This is a genomic window from Massilia rhizosphaerae, from assembly GCF_016093545.1.
GTDB lineage: Bacteria > Pseudomonadota > Gammaproteobacteria > Burkholderiales > Burkholderiaceae_D > Telluria > Telluria rhizosphaerae.
This window is the reverse complement of the sequence record NZ_JADKYX010000002.1, coordinates 346,795-366,828: the sequence shown is the minus strand read 5'-3', so window position 1 is coordinate 366,828 and position 20,034 is coordinate 346,795. Positions and strand designations below refer to the sequence as shown.

Genomic DNA, 20,034 nt, shown 5'->3' with positions numbered 1-20,034 from the left:
TCCCCGATGGTGCGCCAGCAGCTGAGCCTCAAGGCTCGCGCGTTGAAGTATCTGTCGACGCGCGAGCATAGCCGGCTCGAACTGGCGCGCAAATTGTCTCGATATGCGGAGGAGGGCGACGACGTCGAAGCCCTCCTCGATTTCCTCGAAAAGAACAACTGGCTGTCGCAGGAGCGTTTTGCCGAATCGCTGGTCCACCGGCGAGCCGGACGCTACGGCAACGCGCGGGTGCTCGCCGAACTCCAGCAGCACGGCGTCAACGGCGAGGCGTTCGACGAGCTCAAGTCCGAACTGAAGGAATCCGAAACGGCACGGGCGCGTGAAGTGTGGCGCCGCAAGTTCGGCAGGGTGCCCCAGGATGCCGAAGAACGCAGCAAGCAGATGCGCTTCCTGCTGCAACGCGGTTTTTCCCAAAGTGCGGTGCGTGCCGCGCTGCGGGGTAGCGACGACGACGACCTCTGATCTCATCGTCATGAATGCCCCACTGTCGTTTTGTTTATGACGGCAAGCTTGCGCTTTCGGCATCACAACTTCACAACATCTTCCCTTATCTTCCCTGCAAAAAACCTGCTGTAACCGGGGATACGGTGCACAGGCCGGCACCCTGTGCTAAACTTTCATGGTTTAAGCAGCGCCGCAAGAGCGGTTGTTGCCGTAGAAGCTGCGGCAACGTGCATCAGGCACAACGGCTGCAAATTTTTTCGCCGCATTCCGGCATTGGTGTTTATGCCCCTGTCTCCACCCGCTCCGCGTAAGCTTCGGCACACGCGCGCCATCACTGTCGACGTGTTCGCGCGCGACGATGGTCTGTGGGACCTCGACGCCTGTATCCGCGACACCAAGACGCATGACATTGCCCTGCCTTCCGGCTCCCGTCCGGCCGGCTTGCCGGTGCACGAACTCAAGCTGCGCGTGACCATCGACCGCGACATGACCATCGTCGACGCCGAGGCGGCGTCCGATGCCGTACCCTATCCCGGTTTCTGCGACACCATCGCGCCCGCTTATAAAAAGCTGGTCGGCTTGTCGCTGCTGAAACATTTCCGATTGCATCTGAAGGACCGCCTGTCCGGGGTACTCGGCTGCACCCACCTGACCGAACTCGCGCAAGTCCTGCCCACCGCGGCAATCCAGGCCTTCGCCGATGACGCGATGGCCAACCGTTCGGTCGATGCCTCGACCGAGCGGCCTTACGAACTGGACCGCTGCCATGCGCTGCGCCTCGATGGCCCCGCCGTCGAGACGTACTATCCGCGCTGGTCGCTCAAGGCGGTGCCGGGGTAGTGTTGTCCGGAGTAGACTCCGGATTTTGTCGCTTTTATTTATTCAACCGCATTTCTAAATCAGTAACAGAAGAAGGGAAGCCAGCATGAAAATCCATGAGTATCAGGGCAAAGAGATCCTCCGAAAATTCGGAGTGACCGTTCCGCGCGGCATTCCGTGCTTGTCGGTCGACGAGGCTGTCAAGGCAGCTGAAGAGCTGGGCGGTCCGGTCTGGGTGGTCAAGGCCCAGATCCATGCTGGCGGCCGCGGCAAAGGCGGCGGCGTGAAAGTCGCCAAGTCGCTGGAACAAGTGCGCGAATACGCGAACCAGATCCTCGGCATGCAACTGGTGACCCACCAGACCGGTCCGGAAGGCCAGAAAGTCCGCCGCCTGCTGATCGAAGAAGGCGCCGACATCAAGAAAGAACTGTACGTGTCGATGGTCACCGACCGCGTCACCCAGCGCGTCGTGCTGATGGCCTCGTCGGAAGGCGGCATGGACATCGAAGAAGTCGCGCACAGCAACCCGGAAAAAATCCACACGGTCGCCATCGACCCGGCAGTGGGCCTGCTTGATGCCGACGCCGACGACATCGCCCGCAAGATCGGCGTCCCGGAAGGCTCGATCGAAGCCGCCCGCAACAACCTGAAGGGCCTGTACAAAGCCTACTGGGACACCGACGCATCGCTGGCCGAAATCAACCCCCTGATCCTGACCGGCGACGGCAACGTCATCGCCCTGGACGCCAAATTCAACTTCGACTCGAACGCCCTGTTCCGTCACCCGGAAATCGTCGCCTACCGCGACCTGGACGAAGAAGATCCGGCTGAAGTCGAAGCCTCGAAATTCGACCTGGCCTACATCTCGCTGGACGGCAACATCGGCTGCCTCGTGAACGGCGCCGGCCTGGCGATGGCCACCATGGACACCATCAAGCTGTTCGGCGGCGAGCCGGCCAACTTCCTGGACGTCGGCGGCGGCGCAACCGCCGAGAAGGTCACCGAAGCCTTCAAGATCATGCTGAAGAACCCAGGTCTGAAAGCCATCCTGGTCAACATCTTCGGCGGCATCATGCGTTGCGACGTGATCGCCGAAGGCGTGATCACCGCCTCCAAGGCCGTGTCGCTGCAAGTGCCGCTGGTCGTGCGCATGAAGGGCACCAACGAAGACCTGGGCAAGAAGATGCTGGCCGACTCCGGCCTGCCGATCATCTCGGCCGACACCATGGAAGACGCAGCGAAGCAGGTCGTTGCTGCTGCAGCTGGCCAAGCTTAATTCGCGAAGGAAATAAAATGTCGATTCTGATTAACAAAGACACCAAAGTCATCACCCAAGGTATCACCGGCAAGACCGGCCAATTCCACACCCGCATGTGCCGCGACTACGCGAACGGCCGTGAAGCCTTCGTGGCAGGCGTGAACCCGAAGAAAGCCGGCGAGGACTTCGAGGGCATCCCCATCTTCGCGAGCGTCAAGGAAGCCAAGCAGGAAACCGGCGCGACCGTGTCGGTCATCTACGTCCCGCCGGCAGGCGCCGCCGCCGCCATCTGGGAAGCCGTGGAAGCCGAGCTGGACCTGGCAATCTGCATCACCGAAGGCATCCCCGTCCGCGACATGATGGAAGTCAAGGACCGCATGGCCAAGGCCGGTTCCAAGACCCTGCTGCTGGGCCCGAACTGCCCGGGCCTGATCACGCCGGACGAGATCAAGATCGGCATCATGCCGGGTCACATCCACAAGAAAGGCCGCATCGGCGTCGTGTCCCGTTCGGGCACGCTGACGTATGAAGCCGTCGGCCAGCTGACCGCGCTGGGCCTGGGTCAGTCGTCGGCAGTCGGCATCGGCGGCGACCCGATCAACGGTCTGAAGCACATCGACATCATGAAGATGTTCAACGACGATCCGGACACGGACGCCGTCATCATGATCGGCGAGATCGGCGGCCCGGACGAGGCGAACGCCGCTTACTGGATCAAGGACAACATGAAGAAGCCGGTCGTCGGCTTCATCGCCGGCGTCACCGCGCCGCCGGGCAAGCGCATGGGCCACGCCGGCGCGCTGATCTCGGGCGGTGCCGACACGGCACAAGCCAAGCTGGAAATCATGGAAGCCTGCGGTATCACGGTTACCAAGAACCCGTCGGAAATGGCTCGTCTGCTGAAGGCGATGCTGTAATCCTCCGGATTCGCGCAACGAAACGGGACGCTTCGGCGTCCCTTTTTTTTTGTCCCGCCGGCACGACGAGCTGACAAATTTTGTCGCACGTTGACGAAATACGTATGTATGACAATTTTTGCCGAGTTCGGTGACAAAAATTGTCATACGACAAGGACAAAAATACACGAAAAACCACAATTTGATGGCATCGTGCTAACGATTCCGTACGGAAACGACCTGGCACGCCGGTTGCATATAGAACAGGGCAGAAGCAAGCAGTACCGGATACGAAATTCTTCTTTAATTTTGCAGTGCCCCAACCTGGAGAGACATCATGAAAGCACCGAAAATCGTCAAGAAAGCCCAAGCCGGCTTCACCCTGATCGAACTGATGATCGTTGTCGCGATTATCGGTATCCTGGCCGCAGTGGCCATCCCGGCTTACCAGAACTACGTCACCAAGGCGAAGTTCGCGGCTGCGCTGTCGGAAGTGTCGGCTGGTAAGGCCGGCGTCGACGTTCTGGTGACCGACACCCCGACCGAAGCCGATATCACTAAGGTGTTCGCCAGCTCGAACCTGGCCGCCACGACCAATAATTGCGCTAATACCGCCACGGCAGCAGATAAAGGCGTGACCTCGCTGGTCTGCACGATCTCCGGCGGCCCGACGGATGTCTCGGGCAAGACCATCACGCTGGGCCGTGCCGCCGACGGCACCTGGTCCTGCACTACCACGGTTGCCGCCAAGTTCTACGGTAGTGGTGTCTGCAAGGAAGCGGCAGCCGGCGCTTAATACAGCCTGAACCGGTCCGGTGTACTCGCTACATCGGACCACAAGCCGCCCAGTTCGCTGGGCGGTTTTTTTTATTTCGTCGAGCCAAAGCATACCGTCGCGGTCAAACAATCTTCTGCCGATCCGCCAGCAACGCCTCATACGTCAGGTTCTGAAGCAGCGTGAAATGCACCGGATCCAGATCCACGAACTGCACCCCATACGCAAACCCCTCCGCCTGCTCGGTCCCGCCTGACAACGCGCTGATGTTGCGCACGGCCGCGCGCGTGCGGACGCGGATCGCCTGGTTGTTGGGCTGGGTCGTCAGCGTGAATTCCAGGTCGATTTCGTCTTCGTCCTGCGGCAGGCTCTTCTTCGATTCGATGCGCGCGCCATTCACGCTGAGGTTCGTCAACAGGCAGTCGGCCCCCGGTGCCGCGCTGCGCGCCGGGATGATCCTGGCTGGAATGTCCACCTTGACGCGCATCGCCGTGCGCAGGCTCGTGCCCTGGATCGTGCGCGGGAACGAGATGTGGGCGTACAGCACTGGCCGGCCGAAAACGCGCTCGACCGTGCACGCGAACGAACACACGTGGATGCCCGAGAACACGCGCATCGTCAGGCGCTCGCCTTCGACCAGCGGGATCGGCACGCCGTTATCCATCGGGATCTTGACGATCAGGTATTCGTCCTTGAGCCAGCCGATCAGCGTCGAGAAATGCTGCACGGGCTTCAGACGCCGGTGCGTGATGAATTGCAGGCGTACGCCGACCTGCAGGTTCATCGATTCGAATTCGAATTCCTGGGACTTGGGTTCGCGATCCGCTTGCGAGTCGTTCATGGCATTTAATAGTAGCACCATGGCAAGTTTTTAGGCAGCCGGAAAATGAAAAAAACGCCCGCGGTCAGCAGGCGTTTTCGAGAGCCATACGGCGCAGCCGTGCGGATTTACTGTTTCAGGTGCTGATCCAGCCAGCCGAGGACCGTGTGGTGCCACAGCAGCGAGTTGGCCGGTTTTAGCACCCAGTGGTTCTCGTCCGGGAACACGAGCAGCTTGCTCTCGATGCCGCGGCGTTGCAGCGCCGTGAATGCGGACAGCCCCTGGGCTATCGGGATGCGGAAGTCGTGGTCGCTGTGCACGACGAGCATCGGCGTCTTCCACTTGCTCACGTACCGTACCGGGTTGAAGCGTTCGTGGTTTTCCGGCACGGTGAAGTACGGGCCGCCGTTTTCCCAGTCGGTGAACCATTGCTCTTCGGTGGAATACGCCATGCCGCGGGTGTCGAACACGCCGTCGTGGTTGACGATGCATTTGAAGCCGTCGGACCAGTTGCCCTCGATCCAGTTCATCATGTAGCCGCCGTACGAGGCGCCCAGCGCGCACGCGCGCGAGCCGTCCAGCCAGGCATATTTCGCTTCGGCCGCGGCCAGGCCTTTTTTCAGGTCCTCGAGCGGCTTGCCGCCCCAGTCGCCGCTGATGGCGTCCGTGAACTTCTGGCCGTAGCCGGTCGAGCCGTGGAAGTCGATGAACACGGCCGCGTAGCCGGCGCCCGCGTACACCTGTGGATTCCAGCGGTAGCTCCAGGCGTTGCCGAAGCTGCCTTGCGGGCCGCCGTGCACGAGGAAGGCGATCGGGTATTTCTTGCCCGGCTCAACATTCCACGGCTTCATCACATAGCCATGGACGGTGTCGCCATTGGCGCCCTTGAACGAAAACTGTTCATAGTCGCCCCAGCGCACGTCGGCCAGTTTTTGTTGGTTCACATGGGTCAGCTGCACCGGCTTGTTCGCACCCACTTGCGTGCTGAACAATTGCGCGCCGGACGCCAGGTTCGCCTGGGTGTAGGCGACGGTCGTGCCGCGCACGTCGAAACCGCCGATCGCGCCCTGGCCGGTCAACGGCGCGACTTTGCCGCTGGCGACGTCGATGGCGAACAGGCGGTGCTGGCCGACGTCGTCGGCGTCCGCGACGAGCGTCTTGCCGTCGGCCGTCCACTGGAGGCTGCCCGGCGACCGGTCCCAGTTCTCGGCCACGTTGCGCTTCTTGCCGGTGGCGAGGTCGAGCAGCACGATGTGGTAACGGTCCGCCTCGAAGCCGGGGCGGGTCATGGCGAGGTAGGCGAGGGTGCGGCCATCCGGCGAGAACACGCCTTTCGCATCCCAGGCGCGGTTGGCGGCCGTCAGGTTGCGCGGGGTGCCGCCCGCGGCCGGGACCGTGTACAGGTCGAAGTTGGTCGACCACGCCTCCGTCTTGCCGGCAATGCGGATCGAGAACACGACGGTCTTGCCGTCCGGGCTGAAGCGGAATTCCTCGCGGTCGCCGAACGGCTTCGACGGCACGTCGCCGTCGAGCGAGCCCGACAGGCTGACGGGCGTGCCGTTCACGCGGCCGGACGCATCCAGCGGCACCGAGTACAGCACGGCGTTGCGGCCATCGGACCACGTGTCCCAGTGGCGCACGAACAGGCGGTCATAGATCTTGCCGCTGGCCTTGTCCTTCTCTTTCGCGTCCAGGCGCGCCTTCGTGCAGGCGAGGTCGGCGCAGTCGCGGAACACCGCCATGCTCAAGGCGATGCGGTCGCCCGTCGGTGCGACGCGGAAGGCGTCGACGTCGAGCGGCAGGTCAGTCACGCGGACGGCCGCGCCGCCGGCCGCCGGCACGCGCCACACCTGGCCGGAACCCGAGCGCGACGAGATGAAATAGACCGCGTCGCCGTTCGGTGACCATTCCGGATCCGTGCTGCTGGCCGCGTCCGCCGTCAGGCGCAGCGGCGCGGCGTTGGGGGCGCGCAGGTCGGCCAGGTAAAGGTCGGTATGGCCGTGGTTCTTGTCCAGATCGGTCGTGCGCACCGTGTACACGACGCGGTTGCCGTCCGGCGATACCGCCGGGCTGCCGACCCGCTCCATCGTCACCAGGTCTTCGACCGTGAATCCGCGCGGTGCCGCGGTCGCGCCGAGCGCCGTGCTCGTCAGGGCGGCGGCCAGCGCCAGCATGTGGTATTTCATCCTGTCCTCTCGCTTGTGGCTTGTGAATACGCGGCCTGCCTGATCGGCGTGGCCGGTGAAAGGCAGCAATTTAACACGCGGAAAGACAGGTCTGAAAGAAAAATGCCCCCGGCTGAGCGGGGGCGGTGTCACGCGCGAACGCTGTGTTTCGGGCAGGGTCAGAACTCTTCCCAGTCGTCCGCACCCGCCGTGGCGGCCGCCTTCACGGGCGCGCGGGCGGGCGCGGGCTTGACGACGCGGAGGACGGGTTTGGCGGACGGCGGCGCCAGCGCCGTCATGACGGGTTCGGCGCGCACGGGACGCTTGGGCGCGGCGGCCGGCGCGCCGCCGTCGATCTGGAACACGCTGACCAGTTCCGAAAGCTTGACGGCCTGGCTCTGCAGCGCTTCCGACGCGGCCGCCGCTTCCTCGACGAGGCTGGCGTTCTGCTGCGTCACATTGTCCATCTGGCTGATCGCCTGGTTGATCTGCTCGATGCCGCCCGTCTGTTCCAGGCTGGCGGCGCTGATCTCGGCCATGATGTCGGTCACCCGCTGGATGCTGGCGACGACCTCCGTCATCGTGCTGCCGGCCTGGTCGACGAGCTTCGTGCCGACCGCGACCTTGTCGACGGAGTCGCCGATCAGGGTCTTGATTTCCTTGGCGGCGGCGGCCGAGCGCTGGGCCAGGGTCCGCACTTCGCCGGCGACGACGGCGAAGCCGCGGCCCTGCTCGCCCGCGCGGGCGGCCTCGACCGCGGCGTTCAGCGCAAGGATGTTCGTCTGGAACGCGATGCCGTCGATGACGGTGATGATGTCCACGATCTTCTTCGACGAGTCGTTGATCGAGCCCATCGTCTGCACGACCTGGGCCACGACGTCGCCGCCCTGGCCGGCCACGCTCGACGCCGTCTGCGCCAGCACGTTGGCCTGGCGCGCGTTGTCGGCGTTCTGCTTCACGGTCGACGTCAGCTCTTCCATCGACGACGCGGTTTCTTCGAGCGAGCTGGCCTGTTCTTCCGTGCGGGACGACAGGTCCAGGTTGCCGCTTGCGATTTCGCCGGATGCCGAGGCGATGGCATCCGTGCCGTGGCGCACTTCGCTGACGATGCGGGCCAGGTGGTCGCGCATGGACTTCATCGCGAACAACAGGCTCGTGTCGTCGCCGGCGCGCAATTGCACGTCCGTGCGCAGGTCGCCGCCGGCGATGCGGCCGGCCACCTCCGCGGCATACGCCGGTTCGCCGCCCAACTGGCGCGTCAGGCTGCGCGTGATCAGGATGCCGAAGATGACGCCCGTCAGGGCGCTGAGCGCGACGAGGACGAGCATCGTGGCGCGGCTGCTTTCATATTCGCCCTTGTTGTACAGATTGTTTGCCTGCGCAAGTTTTTCTTTGTCGAGGGACAATTCCCTCATCTTGACGTCCACGCTTCGCGACCTGGGGGCGAGGTTGTCGAACATGTAGTCGACGGCGCCGCGCTTCTGGTCCAGCGGCTCCGCCTTCATGCGCTTGATCAGTTCCGGGAGCATGTCGTCGAATTCGCGCAACTGCGCTTCGACGGCCGCGAAATTGCGCTTGCCATCATCTGTGTGGAACAGCGGACGGGCCTTGCCGAGGCTGTCCTGCATCATCTGCTGGTACTTGTCCATATTGGCGAGGCTTTCGGCGCGGCGTTCGTCGGTCGATGCCAGCAGGGCGCCGCGCAGGGCGCGGACGACGAACGCTTGGTCCAGACTCGCGTCCTTGATGTAGGAAATGCCAAGCAATTCGCGCTCATACATGAGCTTCGCGCGCTCGTTCATCTGCGCCATGTTGTAGACGCCGATGCCGGCGACGATGGCGCCAACCGCGACGACGGCGAGAAAACTCAGGGCAAGTCGGGTGCCGACCTTCATTTCTTTAAACATAATAAGTCCTCCTGAACGAGGGAGAGAGCCGGAAAAGCCGCGTGCGAATGCGGATGCGCGGCTGGGTCCGTAAGGTCAATGCTAATTGATGTACGGCAATAATCTGAAGCACTGATCCATATGCCGATGCGCGGTGGGGCGTTTTCCCAACACTCCGGCGAAGAAACGCGATGTTCCTTATCAAGTCGATAAACACTTGATTAATAAGAAGATATTTTTCGTGACTTTTTGGGCGGTTAATCTCATTACAATCGAAGGCCGCCACCGCCAACAAGGATGAGCCAATGGCCAATGCCACGATCAAATTGTCCCAAGCCGTCGTCGACCAGCAACACACGCTGGAACAACAGAACGCCGCATTCAACACCTCGCTGGGCGGGCTGCTGAAGACTGCCTCGCCCGGCAATCTGCCCGATCCCGGTCAGCCCGTCAGTTGGGCGCTGAACGGTGCGGCGCTGTACGTCCACTACACGAGCGGCGCGGTGGAAATCTACACGAACGTCGTGCGCGACGATCCGCTCGCCACCAGCGGCCACGCCACCGCCACCGGTTACACGTTCGACCAGTACGGTGCGATTCTCTTGTCCGGCACCGGCACGTTCAATTTCGATTACACGCTCACGGGCGACACCCTCTCCGCGACGGCTTCCGCGCAAGGCCATCGGTTGACTGGCTTGAGCGTCGCGACCAAGCTGCTCGCCGGCAGTCCCGGCTATGACCCGGTATTCGGCAACGTCGCGATTGCGCTCGATGGCAACATGACGTTGACCCCGGCCGGCGACGTGAGCGGCACGTTTTCGAACGTGCGGGTGAGCGCCGACGCGTTCCTCCTCATGAGCAACGTCGACGGCAACTTCCACATCGATACCGCCAGCGCGGATGCGGTCGACGGCATCCTGACCGCATACCGGGCGCTGTACTTCGACGGCAGCCAGATGGAATTCGTGGGCCTGTCCGCCGACGTGGACGCGCACCAGGGGCTGGATGAAGCGTTGTTGAGCGCCCCCGGTTTGTTCGGCGGCGACGACGACATCACCGTCGACCTGCCTGCCCACCTGTACGATGCCGTCATGGTGCAGTCCGGCGCCGGCAACGACCGCATCACGCTCAAGGGCGGCGGCGGACAACTGGGCGTCATGGCCGGGGACGGCAACGACCAGATCACGCTGCTCGGCGACGCGCATGCCGTCGACGGCGGCGCCGGCACCGACACGGTCCACGTGTCGATGACGCACGCCGACGCGACGATCCAGCGCATCGGCACGACCGGCAGCGCGTACACCGTCACGGACAAGGCGGGCACGGTCGTGCAACTGACGGGCGTGGAACGCGTCGCGTTCAGCGACGCCACCGTCGCGCTGGACATCGACGGCAACGGCGGCCAGGTCTACCGCCTCTACCAGGCCGCACTCAACCGTGAACCGGATTCAGGCGGACTGGGCTTCTGGATCGATGCGATGGACCACGGCCAGACCCTGGCCAACGTGGCCCAGGGGTTCCTCGATTCGGCCGAATACCACAAAGCGTACGATGGCGTTGCGTCGAACCGCGAACTGGTCACCCGATACTATGAAAACATCCTGCACCGCGCGCCGGATGCGGGCGGCCTGGATTTCTGGGCCGGCGTGCTCGACAGCAAAGCGGCCGGCACCGCCGACGTAGTCGCCTCCATCAGCGACAGCGCCGAGAACAAGGCCGGCCTCATCGGCGTGATCGGCAACGGGTTCGAGTTCACCCCCTACGTGCACGGCTAAGGGGCTCACGCGGCGCCGGCCTTGCGCGAATTGGCGTCCGACCGGAACACGATCGTCTGCGCCGGCTGCCACACGGTGTCCGCCTGCGCGCGCTGCGCGTGCAGGACGATCGTCTGCAACTCGCCATGCCGCGCCGACTTCGCGCACACGGGGTCCGCGTTCGCGGCGTCGCCCGTCAGTGCATAGGCCTGGCAGCGGCAGCCGCCGACGTCCCGCGCTTTGTCGTCGCACGTGCGGCATGGATCCTTCATCCAGGCATCGCCACGATAGCGGTTGAACGCATCGCTGGCATACCAGATGTCCTGCACGCTGGTATCGCGCACGTTGGGAAAGGCGATGCCCGGCAACGTGCGGGCCGCGTGGCAGGGGAGTGCCGTGCCGTCCGGCGCGATGCCGAGAAAGACCGATCCCCAGCCGTTCATGCACGCCTTCGGCCGCTCTTCGAAATAATCGGGCACGACGAACAGGATGCGCATCCGGTTGCCGATCCGCGCGCGGATCGCGTTCACCGCGGCTTCCGCGCGCGCGACCTGTTCACGCGTCGGCATCAACTGCGCCCGGTTGACGAGCGCCCAGCCGTAATACTGCGTATTGGCCAGTTCCAGGTACTCGACGCCCATCTCGAGCGCCATCTCGATGATGCGCTCCACGTGGTCGAGGTTAAAACGGTGCAGCACGACGTTCAGCACCATCGGATAGTCGTACTGCTTGATCAACCTGGCGACGCGCGCCTTGCGGTCGAACGTCTTCGTGCTCGACAGGAAATCGTTCATCTCGCGCGTGGAGTCCTGGAACGACAGCTGGATGTGGTCCAGTCCCAGGTCTTTCATGCGTGCGAGGCGCGCTTCCGTCAGGCCGATCCCGGACGTGATCAGGTTCGTATAAAACCCCAGCCGGCGGCCTTCGCCGACCAGCTCCTCGAGATCGTCGCGCAGCAGCGGCTCGCCGCCGGAAAATCCGAGCTGGGCCGCGCCGAGCCGGCGAGCCTGGCGCATCACGTCGGTCCACTGCTCGGTCGACAGTTCGGTGCGGTCATTGGCATAGTCGACCGGGTTGTAGCAGAACGGGCAGTGCAGCGGGCAGCGGTAAGTCAGCTCGGCCAGCAGCCACAGCGGTGGGGCGATCTGCGGATGATGCGGTGCGGGGGCGTTCATGGCGGCCTCAGAGGATCCAGCCACGCTCGCCGGCGACGCGCAGGAAGTCGACGACGTCGTCACGCAGGCCGCCGCACTGGAACGCCTGTTCCAGCTCGCCGACGATGGCGGGCACGGTGCGCCGGCCATCGCAGCGTTTCAGGATTTCGGCCGCGCTCTGGCTCAGCTTGACCATCCCTTCCGGGTACAGCAGCACGTACAGGCCTTGCGTCTCTTCCCACTGCATGCGGAACAGGCGCGACAGGGCGGGTTGATCGGGAATCGTGTGCATGGGCGGCCTCGTCATGGATTTGCGAGCTCGATGGCGTCGAGCATGGACCACAGGATGTCGAGCTTGAACTGCAGGATGTCGAGCGCGCGCTCCTGCTGGGCACGCGTGGTGAAATAGCCGAGCGTCACTTCCAGGCCGTGTTCGACGTCGCGTTCGGCCAGCGAGATGCGGCTGCGGAAATACTGCAAGCCCTCGGGATCGATCCACGTGTAATGGGTCGGCCAGGTGGCCAGCCGGTCCTTGTGGATCTTGGGGGCGAACATCTCCGTCAGCGACGAGCAGACGGCTTCCTGCCACGGCGCCCGGCGCGCGAAGTTGACGTACGCGTCGACGGCGAAGCGCACGCCGGGCACGACGTGCCGTTGCGACCACAGCGCTTCGCGCGTGAGCCCGACCGCTTCGCCGAGCCGCACCCACGCCTCGATGCCGCCTTCGTTGGCGCCGAACCCGTCATGGTCGAGGATGCGCTGCACCCACCGGCGCCGCGTGGCGCGGTCCGGGCAATTGGCGATGATGGCCGCGTCCTTTTGCGGGATGTTGACCTGGTAGTAGAACCGGTTGGCGACCCAGCCGCGGATCTGGTCCGGGCGCAGCAGGCCGTCGTTCATCCTGACGTTGAACGGATGGTGGATGTGATAGCCGGCCCCCCGTGAGCGCAATTGCGCTTCGAATTCGCCGCAGGTCCAGGCGGAAGCGGTTGCTGCGATCGTCATAATGTGATCTCCATGCCGTCGAACGCGACTTCGATGCCGTGGCGCGCGAGCAGGGCGCGCTGTTCGGAGTCCTCGTCCAGGATCGGATTCGTGTTGTTGATGTGGATGAGCACCTTGCGCCGCGCTTCGACGCCGTCGAGGACGGCGATCATGCCGCCGTCGCCCGATTGCGGCAGGTGCCCCATGTCGGCCGCCGTCTTGCCGGACAAACCGAGTTCGATCATTTCATCCGCCCGCCAGAACGTGCCATCGACGAGCACGCAGTCCGCCCGGCGCATCGCTGCGTCCACTTGCGGATCGATGGCGCCGAGGCCGGGCGCATAGAACGCCGACTTGCCCGTGTTTAGATCCTCGATCAGCATGCCGATGTTGTCGCCGGGTTCCGGATGATCGCGATGGTCCGAATACGGCGGCGCCTTGCTCGACAGCGCGAGCGGCGTGAAGCGCAGGCCATCGATCCCGGGCACCTGGATGCCGCCGTCGAGCGGCAACGCCTGCCAGCGCACGCCGCAGTAGTGCGACAGGACGGGCACGAGCGGCAGCGGGCCATTCAGTTCGCGCCAGACGGACGCCGTGCAATACAGCGGCAACTGCCGCCCTTCGCGCAGCATCAGCAGGCCCGTGACGTGGTCGATCTGCGCATCCATCAGCATGACGGCGGCGATCCCGGAATCGCGCCTGGCGCGCGCGGGCTGCAGCGCGGGCGTGGCGCGGATCTGCGCGAGGATGTCCGGCGACGCATTGATCAGCACCCAGTCGGTCCCGTTGGCCGACACCGCGATCGACGACTGCGTGCGCGCCGTGGCGCGCAGGGTGCCGTTGCGCAGCCCCGCGCAATTGCGGCAGTTGCAATTCCACTGCGGGAAGCCGCCGCCGGCCGCCGAGCCTAGTACGACGATGTTCATGGATGGCTCCGGTAATACCCGCGGCGACGCATGCCGCCGCGGGGCCTGCGTCAGCGGTTGGCGATGTACAGCGTGATTTCAAAGCCAAAACGCCAGTCGATGAATTCTGGTTTGGTCCAGTTCATGGTTGTCTCCTTGATCGATGTATGGGGTTGTGATTGCGCGGTGCGCAGTCGAGGAGGAATTCGCAATATCCATGCCACTGGTCCGTGGCAGGTATTGCGGGGCGGGGTGTGTCAGCCGGTGTGTCAAAGATGAACAGTCGTATTGCACGACGATACAGTTGTGACAGAATTGTCCAGTTCGCTGATCACTTTTATCGCGGGGAGACGATATGGATGCCGGATACAAACCCGATGGTTATACCGCCGTGTCGCCCTACTTGCTGGTCAAGGACGTGCGCGCGATGCTGGATTTCCTGTCCCACGCGTTCGGCGCGACCGAATTGCGGCGCCAGGTCGATGCGGAAGGCGAGATCCGGCACGCGGAGGTCAGGATCGGCGACTCGGTGCTGATGGTGGGGTTCCGGCCGTGGGCGGAATTGCCGGCCTCGTCGGTGCATGTGTATGTCGAGGATGTCGACAAGGTGTATGCGCGGGCGCTGGACACGGGCGCGGTCAGTCTTGCCGAGCCGAGGGATCTGCCGTATGGGGATCGGTCGGCCGGGGTGCGGGATGGGCAGGGGAATTATTGGTGGATCGGGACGCGGTTGGGTGGGACCGGCAGCTAGCAACTCACGGTTCCGACGCTGTCTCCTGTCCGCAAATCGAGGCCGATCCAGCATCGATAGGGGCCATCTTTTGTTCCCTTGTCTTGTGCCGTGTAACTGCAATGAATGCCCTTCTTGTCTCGCGTTCTGTCTCCTTGTTCTCCGCTGCACGTTTCGGGTAGGTCCGGGCCGATCGAATCGAATATTTCTTTCGCGGTTTTGCCGTCAACGAGGACCGTCAGCTTACGGTCGCGTGTCGTGGGCGGAGTCCGATCTGAGATGATGCCTGAATGGACTTTGTAGATTGCGCCTTGCAGCGGTTTCCAGAGCCCGTACGGATCAGATGAAGGATCGGCGGCATGGGCAAGCGAGAGCGCGACCGCCGTTGCGCTCAAGACCAGCAAGGTTGTTCTTTTACGCATATCAGCCTCGCAGCTTCACATGAAAATGATTGTCGTGATTCTTGGCCTTCCTTACGAACGGGATGTCGGGGCCGTTGAACAAGACGAACGCGACTGGAGCAAATGTCCTGAACATCTCGATGAGTTTCGCGGTCCCCGCCTTGTCATACTCCGCGTCCCACCAGCATACTGGAAGCTCGAGGCCATCCTTACGTAACGGCCGCACATCTACCTCAAGTCCGCTCATGTGCGAATCATGATCCGGAGTTTTTCTGCCGCCCGCAAGGCTGATGTCTCCGATGCCAATACGCCGATTATCGATGGCCTGCCATTCCAATGCCACGCGAAGAATCGCAGTCATCATGATCGGATGAGCGTATTGGTACGCGCCTTTTGCCGGTTTCTTGTAGAGTTCGCCATATACATAGTAGCCCGAGTCCATCGGCGCCTGTGGAAGCATGAAGAATCCACGAGAATCCTCAGGCGGCCGGGGACGGATGGGATCGGGGCACTTGTCGTCGTCTTCGGTTGTCCATTCGGTTGGCATGAGCGGCCTCCGTCAGGCGCATTTGTTACAAGCTAAATCCCAACCTCCCGTCGTCGATCCGCCCGCGCCTCCCCCGATTTTCTGCTGCGTGTAGGACCATTTGATCTTGGAGAAGCGCAGCCCGATTTCGTCGTGCAAGATGCCTCCGCCGTGCACCATCTGCTCCATGTTGGCGATCATGACGTTCTCTAACTCGACTTGGTAATACTTGACGCGGGCGCCGTCTCCGTCGGCGCGCATGAACTCGAGTCTGGCCTTCGGGATCGTTTTACCCATCGAGCAGGTTTGCATCAGAACTGGTGACGCAAGGTCTGCGAGTTTGCTGATCGCGAGGGTTCGGTGCTCACAGCGTTCTGCGGTGTGACCGCCTCCCGTTGAGGCAGTTGCGCTCCTAGGCTGGGTTACGCCCCATTGGGCGGAAGTCAGTTCGATCCATCCTTGATGAGCGGAATCGGCTGACTCGCCCTTGATCCCATCGATGCTCAGGTAAACGTCTGTAGCCATGCTCCCCTCCGGTACAAGTTGAGTAAGCGAACATTTTGTACGGCACTGCTGAGAGGTTGTTGGCGATGGTCAAGCGGCGGAACGAGAAGGATCAAATGGTATGAAAAGGTTTCTATACCATCGCATGTCGTTGACGCCGATTATGGTTTAGTATCAGTCTCTACCTCCACTCATCCCACACCAATGATTGTTCTTCCAGACCCGACATGGGATAGCGTCGCAGTAGAGGCAATCGCTGAAAAGTTGGATAAGCGTAAGCGACACAGTTGGCGGCTTCAGTCCGGCAAAATATTTTTTAAGCACCGTCGCGCGGAATACCATTTAAAGGCGGCTCGACAGACGGTACGTGAGATGGTCGATGCGATGCAACCGGCCCCCGTAACGGCTAGCGTGGAAGACCCTGTTAATTCCAGCTATTTTGGACCACTTACTGAGCCCCTATTCTTCCACCTCGATGGTTTTCTTGAGGCTACTCGTAGTGCACACGATGCCGTCATGGATTTCTTGATCAGCGCGGAAGTCGTTCCGCACGATTCGCCACACTCAATCAATGCCTTCGTCAAGCGGATAAACAATACACCAGATAGATCCCGGACGAATCCGGTAGTGGTAGCTGGCCTGCTAGCGAATTTTTGGGAAGAAACAGGGACACGAGCAAAAAACTACAGAGACTGCTTTACACATCATGTAACGTTAGCCGATCCAACTTGGTCGCATTCTGTCGGCATGGTTTCGTTGGGAGGTGCTTGGTTACCCCACGTCCCTTGGCCCGACAATCCTGTTGCCGACAGCGATGCGAAGTTCAACTTTGAAGGCCGTCTTGATGCGATTGCTTACTGTGCTGATACGCACGAGAAATCTGATAAGTTTCTTAGACACCTAACGAAACAGTGTCTAGTGAAGTGGGATGTTGGAGCAGTCTTAGAAAATGAGTTCGTGCTCGCGAACGTGAGAATTGGCGGTTGAGGCGGGTTACTACATTTATGGCACCCCTGCCGGAGGAGCCTACCAGTATGCCCATCCCGCGATGATGAGCGTGTTGTTTTGGGTGGAGCGCGAGTGGGCCACAACCGAAAGCCGTCAGTTCGGCATCGGGAATATCAGCATGGCCAACGGAGAATCCACGGGCGAGCATCATTCGCACAAAGACGGCCTGCAGGTCGACGTACGGCCTCTGAGAAAGGACGGTGCTCACCTGCCAGTGACCTGGATGCAAAGCGAATATGATGGTGAAGCGACGGCGAAGCTCATCGCTATCTTCTTTTCTCACCCGCTGGTCAAGCAGGTGCTGTTCAACGACAACCGTATTCCCGGTGTAAGGCACTGGGTCCGCCATGACGACCACTTCCATGTCGGCATCAAATTGGGGGCGAAATGAAATATCGCATTCTTGTTATCGCCTTGCTGATGTTTTCGTCGGCGCACGCGGCGGATAAAGGCAACTGGACGGGCAAAAACAAGCCGCTGAAGGATGCCACCTATCTGGTCTACGCCGGCGAACCCGGAGACCGTGGACTGCCTACGAAATCGGATCGCAAGCTTGCAATCTCGATCAAAGGCCAAGCCGCCAAAGAGATATTCGAAGGGCTCGGCGGCCCCGATGCGGATGTCAGTTGCAGTCTTCAGGAAGGGGAACGATTGCGGAGCAAAGGGGAAGTATGGTGTTCCTATACGCCCCAGGAAGGGTACATCTGCTCCCTCGGGTTCGATTTGAAGACGGGTCAACCGCACACCGGTGCAAGTTGTTGAGTAAAAAAGAAAGCCCTTTGCGGGCTTTCGGAAAGGCTCCTTACTCGTCAACTTCGGCGGTCCAGTCTCCGCTCTTCCCGCCATGCTTCTCCAGCACCCGCACATTCGTCATGACCATCCCTCGATCCGCCGCCTTGCACATGTCATAAATGGTCAACAAGCCAACCTGAACGGAAGTGAGCGCCTCCATCTCGACCCCGGTCTTGCCATACGTCTCGACCTGCGCCCGGCAATGCACGCTGTTGTTCGCCGCATCGATCTCGAAATCGACCGCGACTCGCGTGATGGCCAGCGGATGACATAAAGGGATCAGGTCGCTCGTCCGCTTGGCCGCCATGATGGCCGCGATGCGCGCCACGCCCAGCACGTCGCCTTTCTTGGCCGAGCCCGACGTCACCAGTGCCAGGGTGGCCGGCTGCATGCGGATGGTGCCGGCGGCGACGGCGATGCGGTGGGTGGCGTCCTTGGTGCCGACGTCGACCATGTGGGCCTGGCCGGTGGCGTCGAAGTGGGTCAGGGGGCTGGTGTCGGGGACGGACGTTGTCATGTTGTCGAGGGAGCGAAGTCACAAAATATGGCCCAGCAGCGGTAACGGCCGGGAAGCGGGTATCATAGCATCGTGAAACCTAACCCGATTTCAGCGATGTTGCAGCTTTCACCAAGGTGGCCGTGGCGCCGTCTCGCGGCGGCCGTCGGCCTCGCCGTGGCGACCGCCGGCGCGCTCGCCACCCCTACCGTCCCCGTCCTGCACGGCGGCGCCGATTCGACCGGCTTGCCGACGCTCGGCGACAGCGCCCGTGCCGACTTGTCGCCCGTGATGGAGCGCAAGCTGGGCGAAGAGATCATGAACGATATCCGGCGCGATCCCGATTACCTGGACGACGACCCGACCATCGAATTCTTGAACAACTTCGGCGAAAACCTCGTGTCGTTCGCGCCCGGCGCGCGCGGCGAGATGAATGCCGATTTCTTCTTTTTCGCCGTGCGCGACCCGATGATCAATGCGTTCGCGCTGCCCGGCGGGTTCATCGGCGTGCACTCGCAGCTGCTGCTGTCGGCGCAAAACGAGTCGGAGCTGGCGTCCGTGCTGTCGCACGAGATCGGCCACGTGCAGCAGCGCCACATCGCGCGCATGATCGGCCAGCAGAAGCAGGACGCCCTGTTGCCGCTGGCCGCGCTGCTGCTGGCGGCGCTCGTCGGCAAGGCCGGCGGCGGGGCCGATGCGGCGATGGGCGTCATGATGGGCGGGCAGGGCCTGGCCATCCAGCGCCAGCTGAATTTCAGCCGCGACGCCGAGCGCGAGGCGGACCGCGTCGGCTTCCAGACGATGCGCGCGGCCGGCTATGACACCTCCGGCATGGTCAATTTCTTCAAGCGCCTGCAGAGCACGACGCGGGTGTACGGCGAGGCGCCGGCCTGGCTCAGCAGTCACCCGCTGACGGGCGAGCGCATCGCCGACATCCAGGCGCGCATCCGCGAGAATCCCAAGCCGATCCATATCCGGCCGGACAGCATCGAATTCCACCTCGTGCGCGCCCGCGTGCGCGTGCTGCAGGACGAAAGCCAGAAAGGCCGCGACGAAGCGAAGGCCACGTTCGACAGCGAGCTGGCCCAGCCGAACACGCAGCAGCAGACGGCCGCGATGTACGGCATGTCGTACCTGTCTCTGAAGCAGGGCGACCTCAAGGCGGCGCAGAGCTGGCTCGACAAGGCGAAGGCGTCGATGAAGCCGCGGCCCGGCGTGTTTTCGAGCGAGCGCAGCGGCACGGACGGCAGCGCGATGTTTGCCGAGCTCGGCACCGAGATCAAGCTGGCGCCGGGGCAGCCGCGGGAGATCGTCCACCAGGCCGTCCAGGACGCGGACGCCGCGTACCAGAAGTTCCCGCTGTCGCGCATGCTGGCGCGCCAGTATGCCGACGCGTTGATCGCGGACGGCCAGCTGGAGAAGGCCGCGCAATTCCTGCGCGACCAGGTGCAGCAATACCGGGAAGAGCCCAAGCTCTACGATCGATTGGCCAAGACGTATGCGGCCCAGGGCAAGATCGCCCTGCAGCACATGGCGCTGGCGCAATCGTACACGTTGACCGGGGCGTTGCCGGCGGCCTTCGACCAGCTCAATCTCGCGCGCAAGGCCAAGGATGTGTCGTTCTACGACCAGGCCGAGATCGATGCGCGCGAGCGGGAGTTGACCGAGCGCGAGAAGGACGAGAAGAAAGAGAAGAAGGACAACGACCGCTGAAGGT

23 protein-coding genes are annotated in these 20,034 nt (G+C 62.6%); 11 read left to right on the top strand and 12 right to left on the bottom strand.

From position 1 onward, the window contains the following. The first annotated feature begins 6 nt into the window (after positions 1-6). From recX to ISF28_RS04710, 5 genes are all read left to right on the top strand, one after another. Positions 7-462: a recombination regulator RecX gene (gene recX / locus ISF28_RS04730; protein ID WP_198115990.1), complete on the top strand. Its 456-nt coding sequence runs from the start codon at positions 7-9 to the stop codon at positions 460-462. A 264-nt stretch (positions 463-726) separates the two neighbouring features. Further along, positions 727-1,284, top strand: coding sequence for a DUF2889 domain-containing protein (locus tag ISF28_RS04725; protein WP_198115989.1), 558 nt, complete (start codon positions 727-729; stop codon positions 1,282-1,284). A gap of 85 nt (positions 1,285-1,369) precedes the next feature. Beyond that, positions 1,370-2,539, top strand: coding sequence for an ADP-forming succinate--CoA ligase subunit beta (gene sucC, locus ISF28_RS04720; protein ID WP_198115988.1), 1,170 nt, complete (start codon positions 1,370-1,372; stop codon positions 2,537-2,539). 17 nt (positions 2,540-2,556) lie between these two features. Further along, the gene (gene sucD / locus ISF28_RS04715) at positions 2,557-3,438 is read left to right on the top strand and encodes a succinate--CoA ligase subunit alpha (protein ID WP_198115987.1); all 882 of its coding nucleotides are present in this window, start codon (positions 2,557-2,559) and stop codon (positions 3,436-3,438) included. Between the two features lie 316 nt (positions 3,439-3,754). Beyond that, a complete protein-coding gene (locus ISF28_RS04710) occupies positions 3,755-4,213 on the top strand; it encodes a pilin (protein ID WP_198115986.1) in 459 nt (152 codons plus the stop codon). A 103-nt stretch (positions 4,214-4,316) separates the two neighbouring features. On the opposite strand, the gene ISF28_RS04705 is transcribed toward ISF28_RS04710, so the two are convergent. The 3 genes from ISF28_RS04705 to ISF28_RS30995 form a co-directional block, all read right to left on the bottom strand. Continuing rightward, positions 4,317-5,033, bottom strand: a complete 717-nt coding sequence (locus tag ISF28_RS04705; RefSeq protein WP_198115985.1) for a flagellar brake protein — start codon at positions 5,031-5,033, stop codon at positions 4,317-4,319. 107 nt (positions 5,034-5,140) lie between these two features. Beyond that, positions 5,141-7,186, bottom strand: a complete 2,046-nt coding sequence (locus ISF28_RS04700; RefSeq protein WP_198116176.1) for a S9 family peptidase — start codon at positions 7,184-7,186, stop codon at positions 5,141-5,143. A 170-nt stretch (positions 7,187-7,356) separates the two neighbouring features. Continuing rightward, entirely contained in the window at positions 7,357-9,084 is a 1,728-nt protein-coding gene (locus ISF28_RS30995; protein WP_307727420.1) for a methyl-accepting chemotaxis protein, read from the bottom strand. A 284-nt stretch (positions 9,085-9,368) separates the two neighbouring features. On the opposite strand from ISF28_RS30995, the gene ISF28_RS04690 reads away from it, so the two are divergent. Beyond that, positions 9,369-10,838: a DUF4214 domain-containing protein gene (locus tag ISF28_RS04690; protein ID WP_198115984.1), complete on the top strand. Its 1,470-nt coding sequence runs from the start codon at positions 9,369-9,371 to the stop codon at positions 10,836-10,838. Positions 10,839-10,843: 5 nt separating this feature from the next. On the opposite strand, the gene pqqE is transcribed toward ISF28_RS04690, so the two are convergent. From pqqE to pqqA, 5 genes are read right to left on the bottom strand one after another with little or no spacing between them, the layout of a single operon-like run. Then, positions 10,844-11,992: a pyrroloquinoline quinone biosynthesis protein PqqE gene (gene pqqE / locus ISF28_RS04685; protein WP_198115983.1), complete on the bottom strand. Its 1,149-nt coding sequence runs from the start codon at positions 11,990-11,992 to the stop codon at positions 10,844-10,846. A gap of 7 nt (positions 11,993-11,999) precedes the next feature. After that, positions 12,000-12,263 (bottom strand): pyrroloquinoline quinone biosynthesis peptide chaperone PqqD, encoded by a 264-nt coding sequence (gene pqqD, locus ISF28_RS04680; RefSeq protein ID WP_198115982.1) that lies wholly within the window; start codon positions 12,261-12,263, stop codon positions 12,000-12,002. Positions 12,264-12,274: 11 nt separating this feature from the next. Continuing rightward, complete coding sequence (gene pqqC, locus ISF28_RS04675; protein WP_198115981.1) at positions 12,275-12,976, bottom strand: pyrroloquinoline-quinone synthase PqqC; 702 nt, start codon at positions 12,974-12,976, stop codon at positions 12,275-12,277. After that, entirely contained in the window at positions 12,973-13,881 is a 909-nt protein-coding gene (gene pqqB, locus ISF28_RS04670) for a pyrroloquinoline quinone biosynthesis protein PqqB (RefSeq protein WP_198115980.1), read from the bottom strand. The genes pqqC and pqqB overlap by 4 nt, the downstream gene beginning before the upstream one ends. Positions 13,882-13,931: 50 nt before the next feature. Next, positions 13,932-14,006: a pyrroloquinoline quinone precursor peptide PqqA gene (pqqA, locus tag ISF28_RS31140; protein ID WP_075796420.1), complete on the bottom strand. Its 75-nt coding sequence runs from the start codon at positions 14,004-14,006 to the stop codon at positions 13,932-13,934. A 209-nt stretch (positions 14,007-14,215) separates the two neighbouring features. Here pqqA and ISF28_RS04660 point away from each other — a divergent pair, with 209 nt between their 5' ends. Next, positions 14,216-14,611, top strand: coding sequence for a VOC family protein (locus ISF28_RS04660; RefSeq protein WP_198115978.1), 396 nt, complete (start codon positions 14,216-14,218; stop codon positions 14,609-14,611). Here the strand turns inward: ISF28_RS04660 and ISF28_RS04655 are convergent. From ISF28_RS04655 to ISF28_RS04645, 3 genes are read right to left on the bottom strand one after another with little or no spacing between them, the layout of a single operon-like run. After that, a complete protein-coding gene (locus ISF28_RS04655) occupies positions 14,608-15,012 on the bottom strand; it encodes a hypothetical protein (RefSeq protein ID WP_198115977.1) in 405 nt (134 codons plus the stop codon). The two genes, ISF28_RS04660 and ISF28_RS04655, sit on opposite strands and share 4 nt — an antisense overlap. Position 15,013: 1 nt before the next feature. Continuing rightward, positions 15,014-15,538 carry a penicillin-insensitive murein endopeptidase gene (locus ISF28_RS04650; protein ID WP_198115976.1) on the bottom strand — a complete coding sequence of 175 codons (525 nt, stop codon included), beginning with the start codon at positions 15,536-15,538 and terminating at the stop codon, positions 15,014-15,016. Positions 15,539-15,550: 12 nt separating this feature from the next. After that, positions 15,551-16,042, bottom strand: coding sequence for an Hcp family type VI secretion system effector (locus ISF28_RS04645; RefSeq protein ID WP_198115975.1), 492 nt, complete (start codon positions 16,040-16,042; stop codon positions 15,551-15,553). 183 nt (positions 16,043-16,225) lie between these two features. Here ISF28_RS04645 and ISF28_RS04640 point away from each other — a divergent pair, with 183 nt between their 5' ends. From ISF28_RS04640 to ISF28_RS04630, 3 genes are read left to right on the top strand one after another with little or no spacing between them, the layout of a single operon-like run. Continuing rightward, positions 16,226-17,008: a hypothetical protein gene (locus tag ISF28_RS04640; protein WP_198115974.1), complete on the top strand. Its 783-nt coding sequence runs from the start codon at positions 16,226-16,228 to the stop codon at positions 17,006-17,008. Then, positions 16,998-17,420: a M74 family metallopeptidase gene (locus ISF28_RS04635; protein ID WP_198115973.1), complete on the top strand. Its 423-nt coding sequence runs from the start codon at positions 16,998-17,000 to the stop codon at positions 17,418-17,420. Before ISF28_RS04640 ends, ISF28_RS04635 begins: the two co-directional genes overlap by 11 nt. Next, a complete protein-coding gene (locus ISF28_RS04630) occupies positions 17,417-17,791 on the top strand; it encodes a hypothetical protein (protein ID WP_198115972.1) in 375 nt (124 codons plus the stop codon). The genes ISF28_RS04635 and ISF28_RS04630 overlap by 4 nt, the downstream gene beginning before the upstream one ends. Before the next feature lie 40 nt (positions 17,792-17,831). Here the strand turns inward: ISF28_RS04630 and moaC are convergent, their stop codons facing one another. Continuing rightward, complete coding sequence (moaC, locus tag ISF28_RS04625; RefSeq protein WP_198115971.1) at positions 17,832-18,338, bottom strand: cyclic pyranopterin monophosphate synthase MoaC; 507 nt, start codon at positions 18,336-18,338, stop codon at positions 17,832-17,834. A 96-nt stretch (positions 18,339-18,434) separates the two neighbouring features. Here moaC and ISF28_RS04620 point away from each other — a divergent pair, with 96 nt between their 5' ends. After that, positions 18,435-20,030 (top strand): M48 family metalloprotease, encoded by a 1,596-nt coding sequence (locus ISF28_RS04620; RefSeq protein WP_198115970.1) that lies wholly within the window; start codon positions 18,435-18,437, stop codon positions 20,028-20,030. The last annotated feature ends 4 nt before the right edge of the window (positions 20,031-20,034 follow it).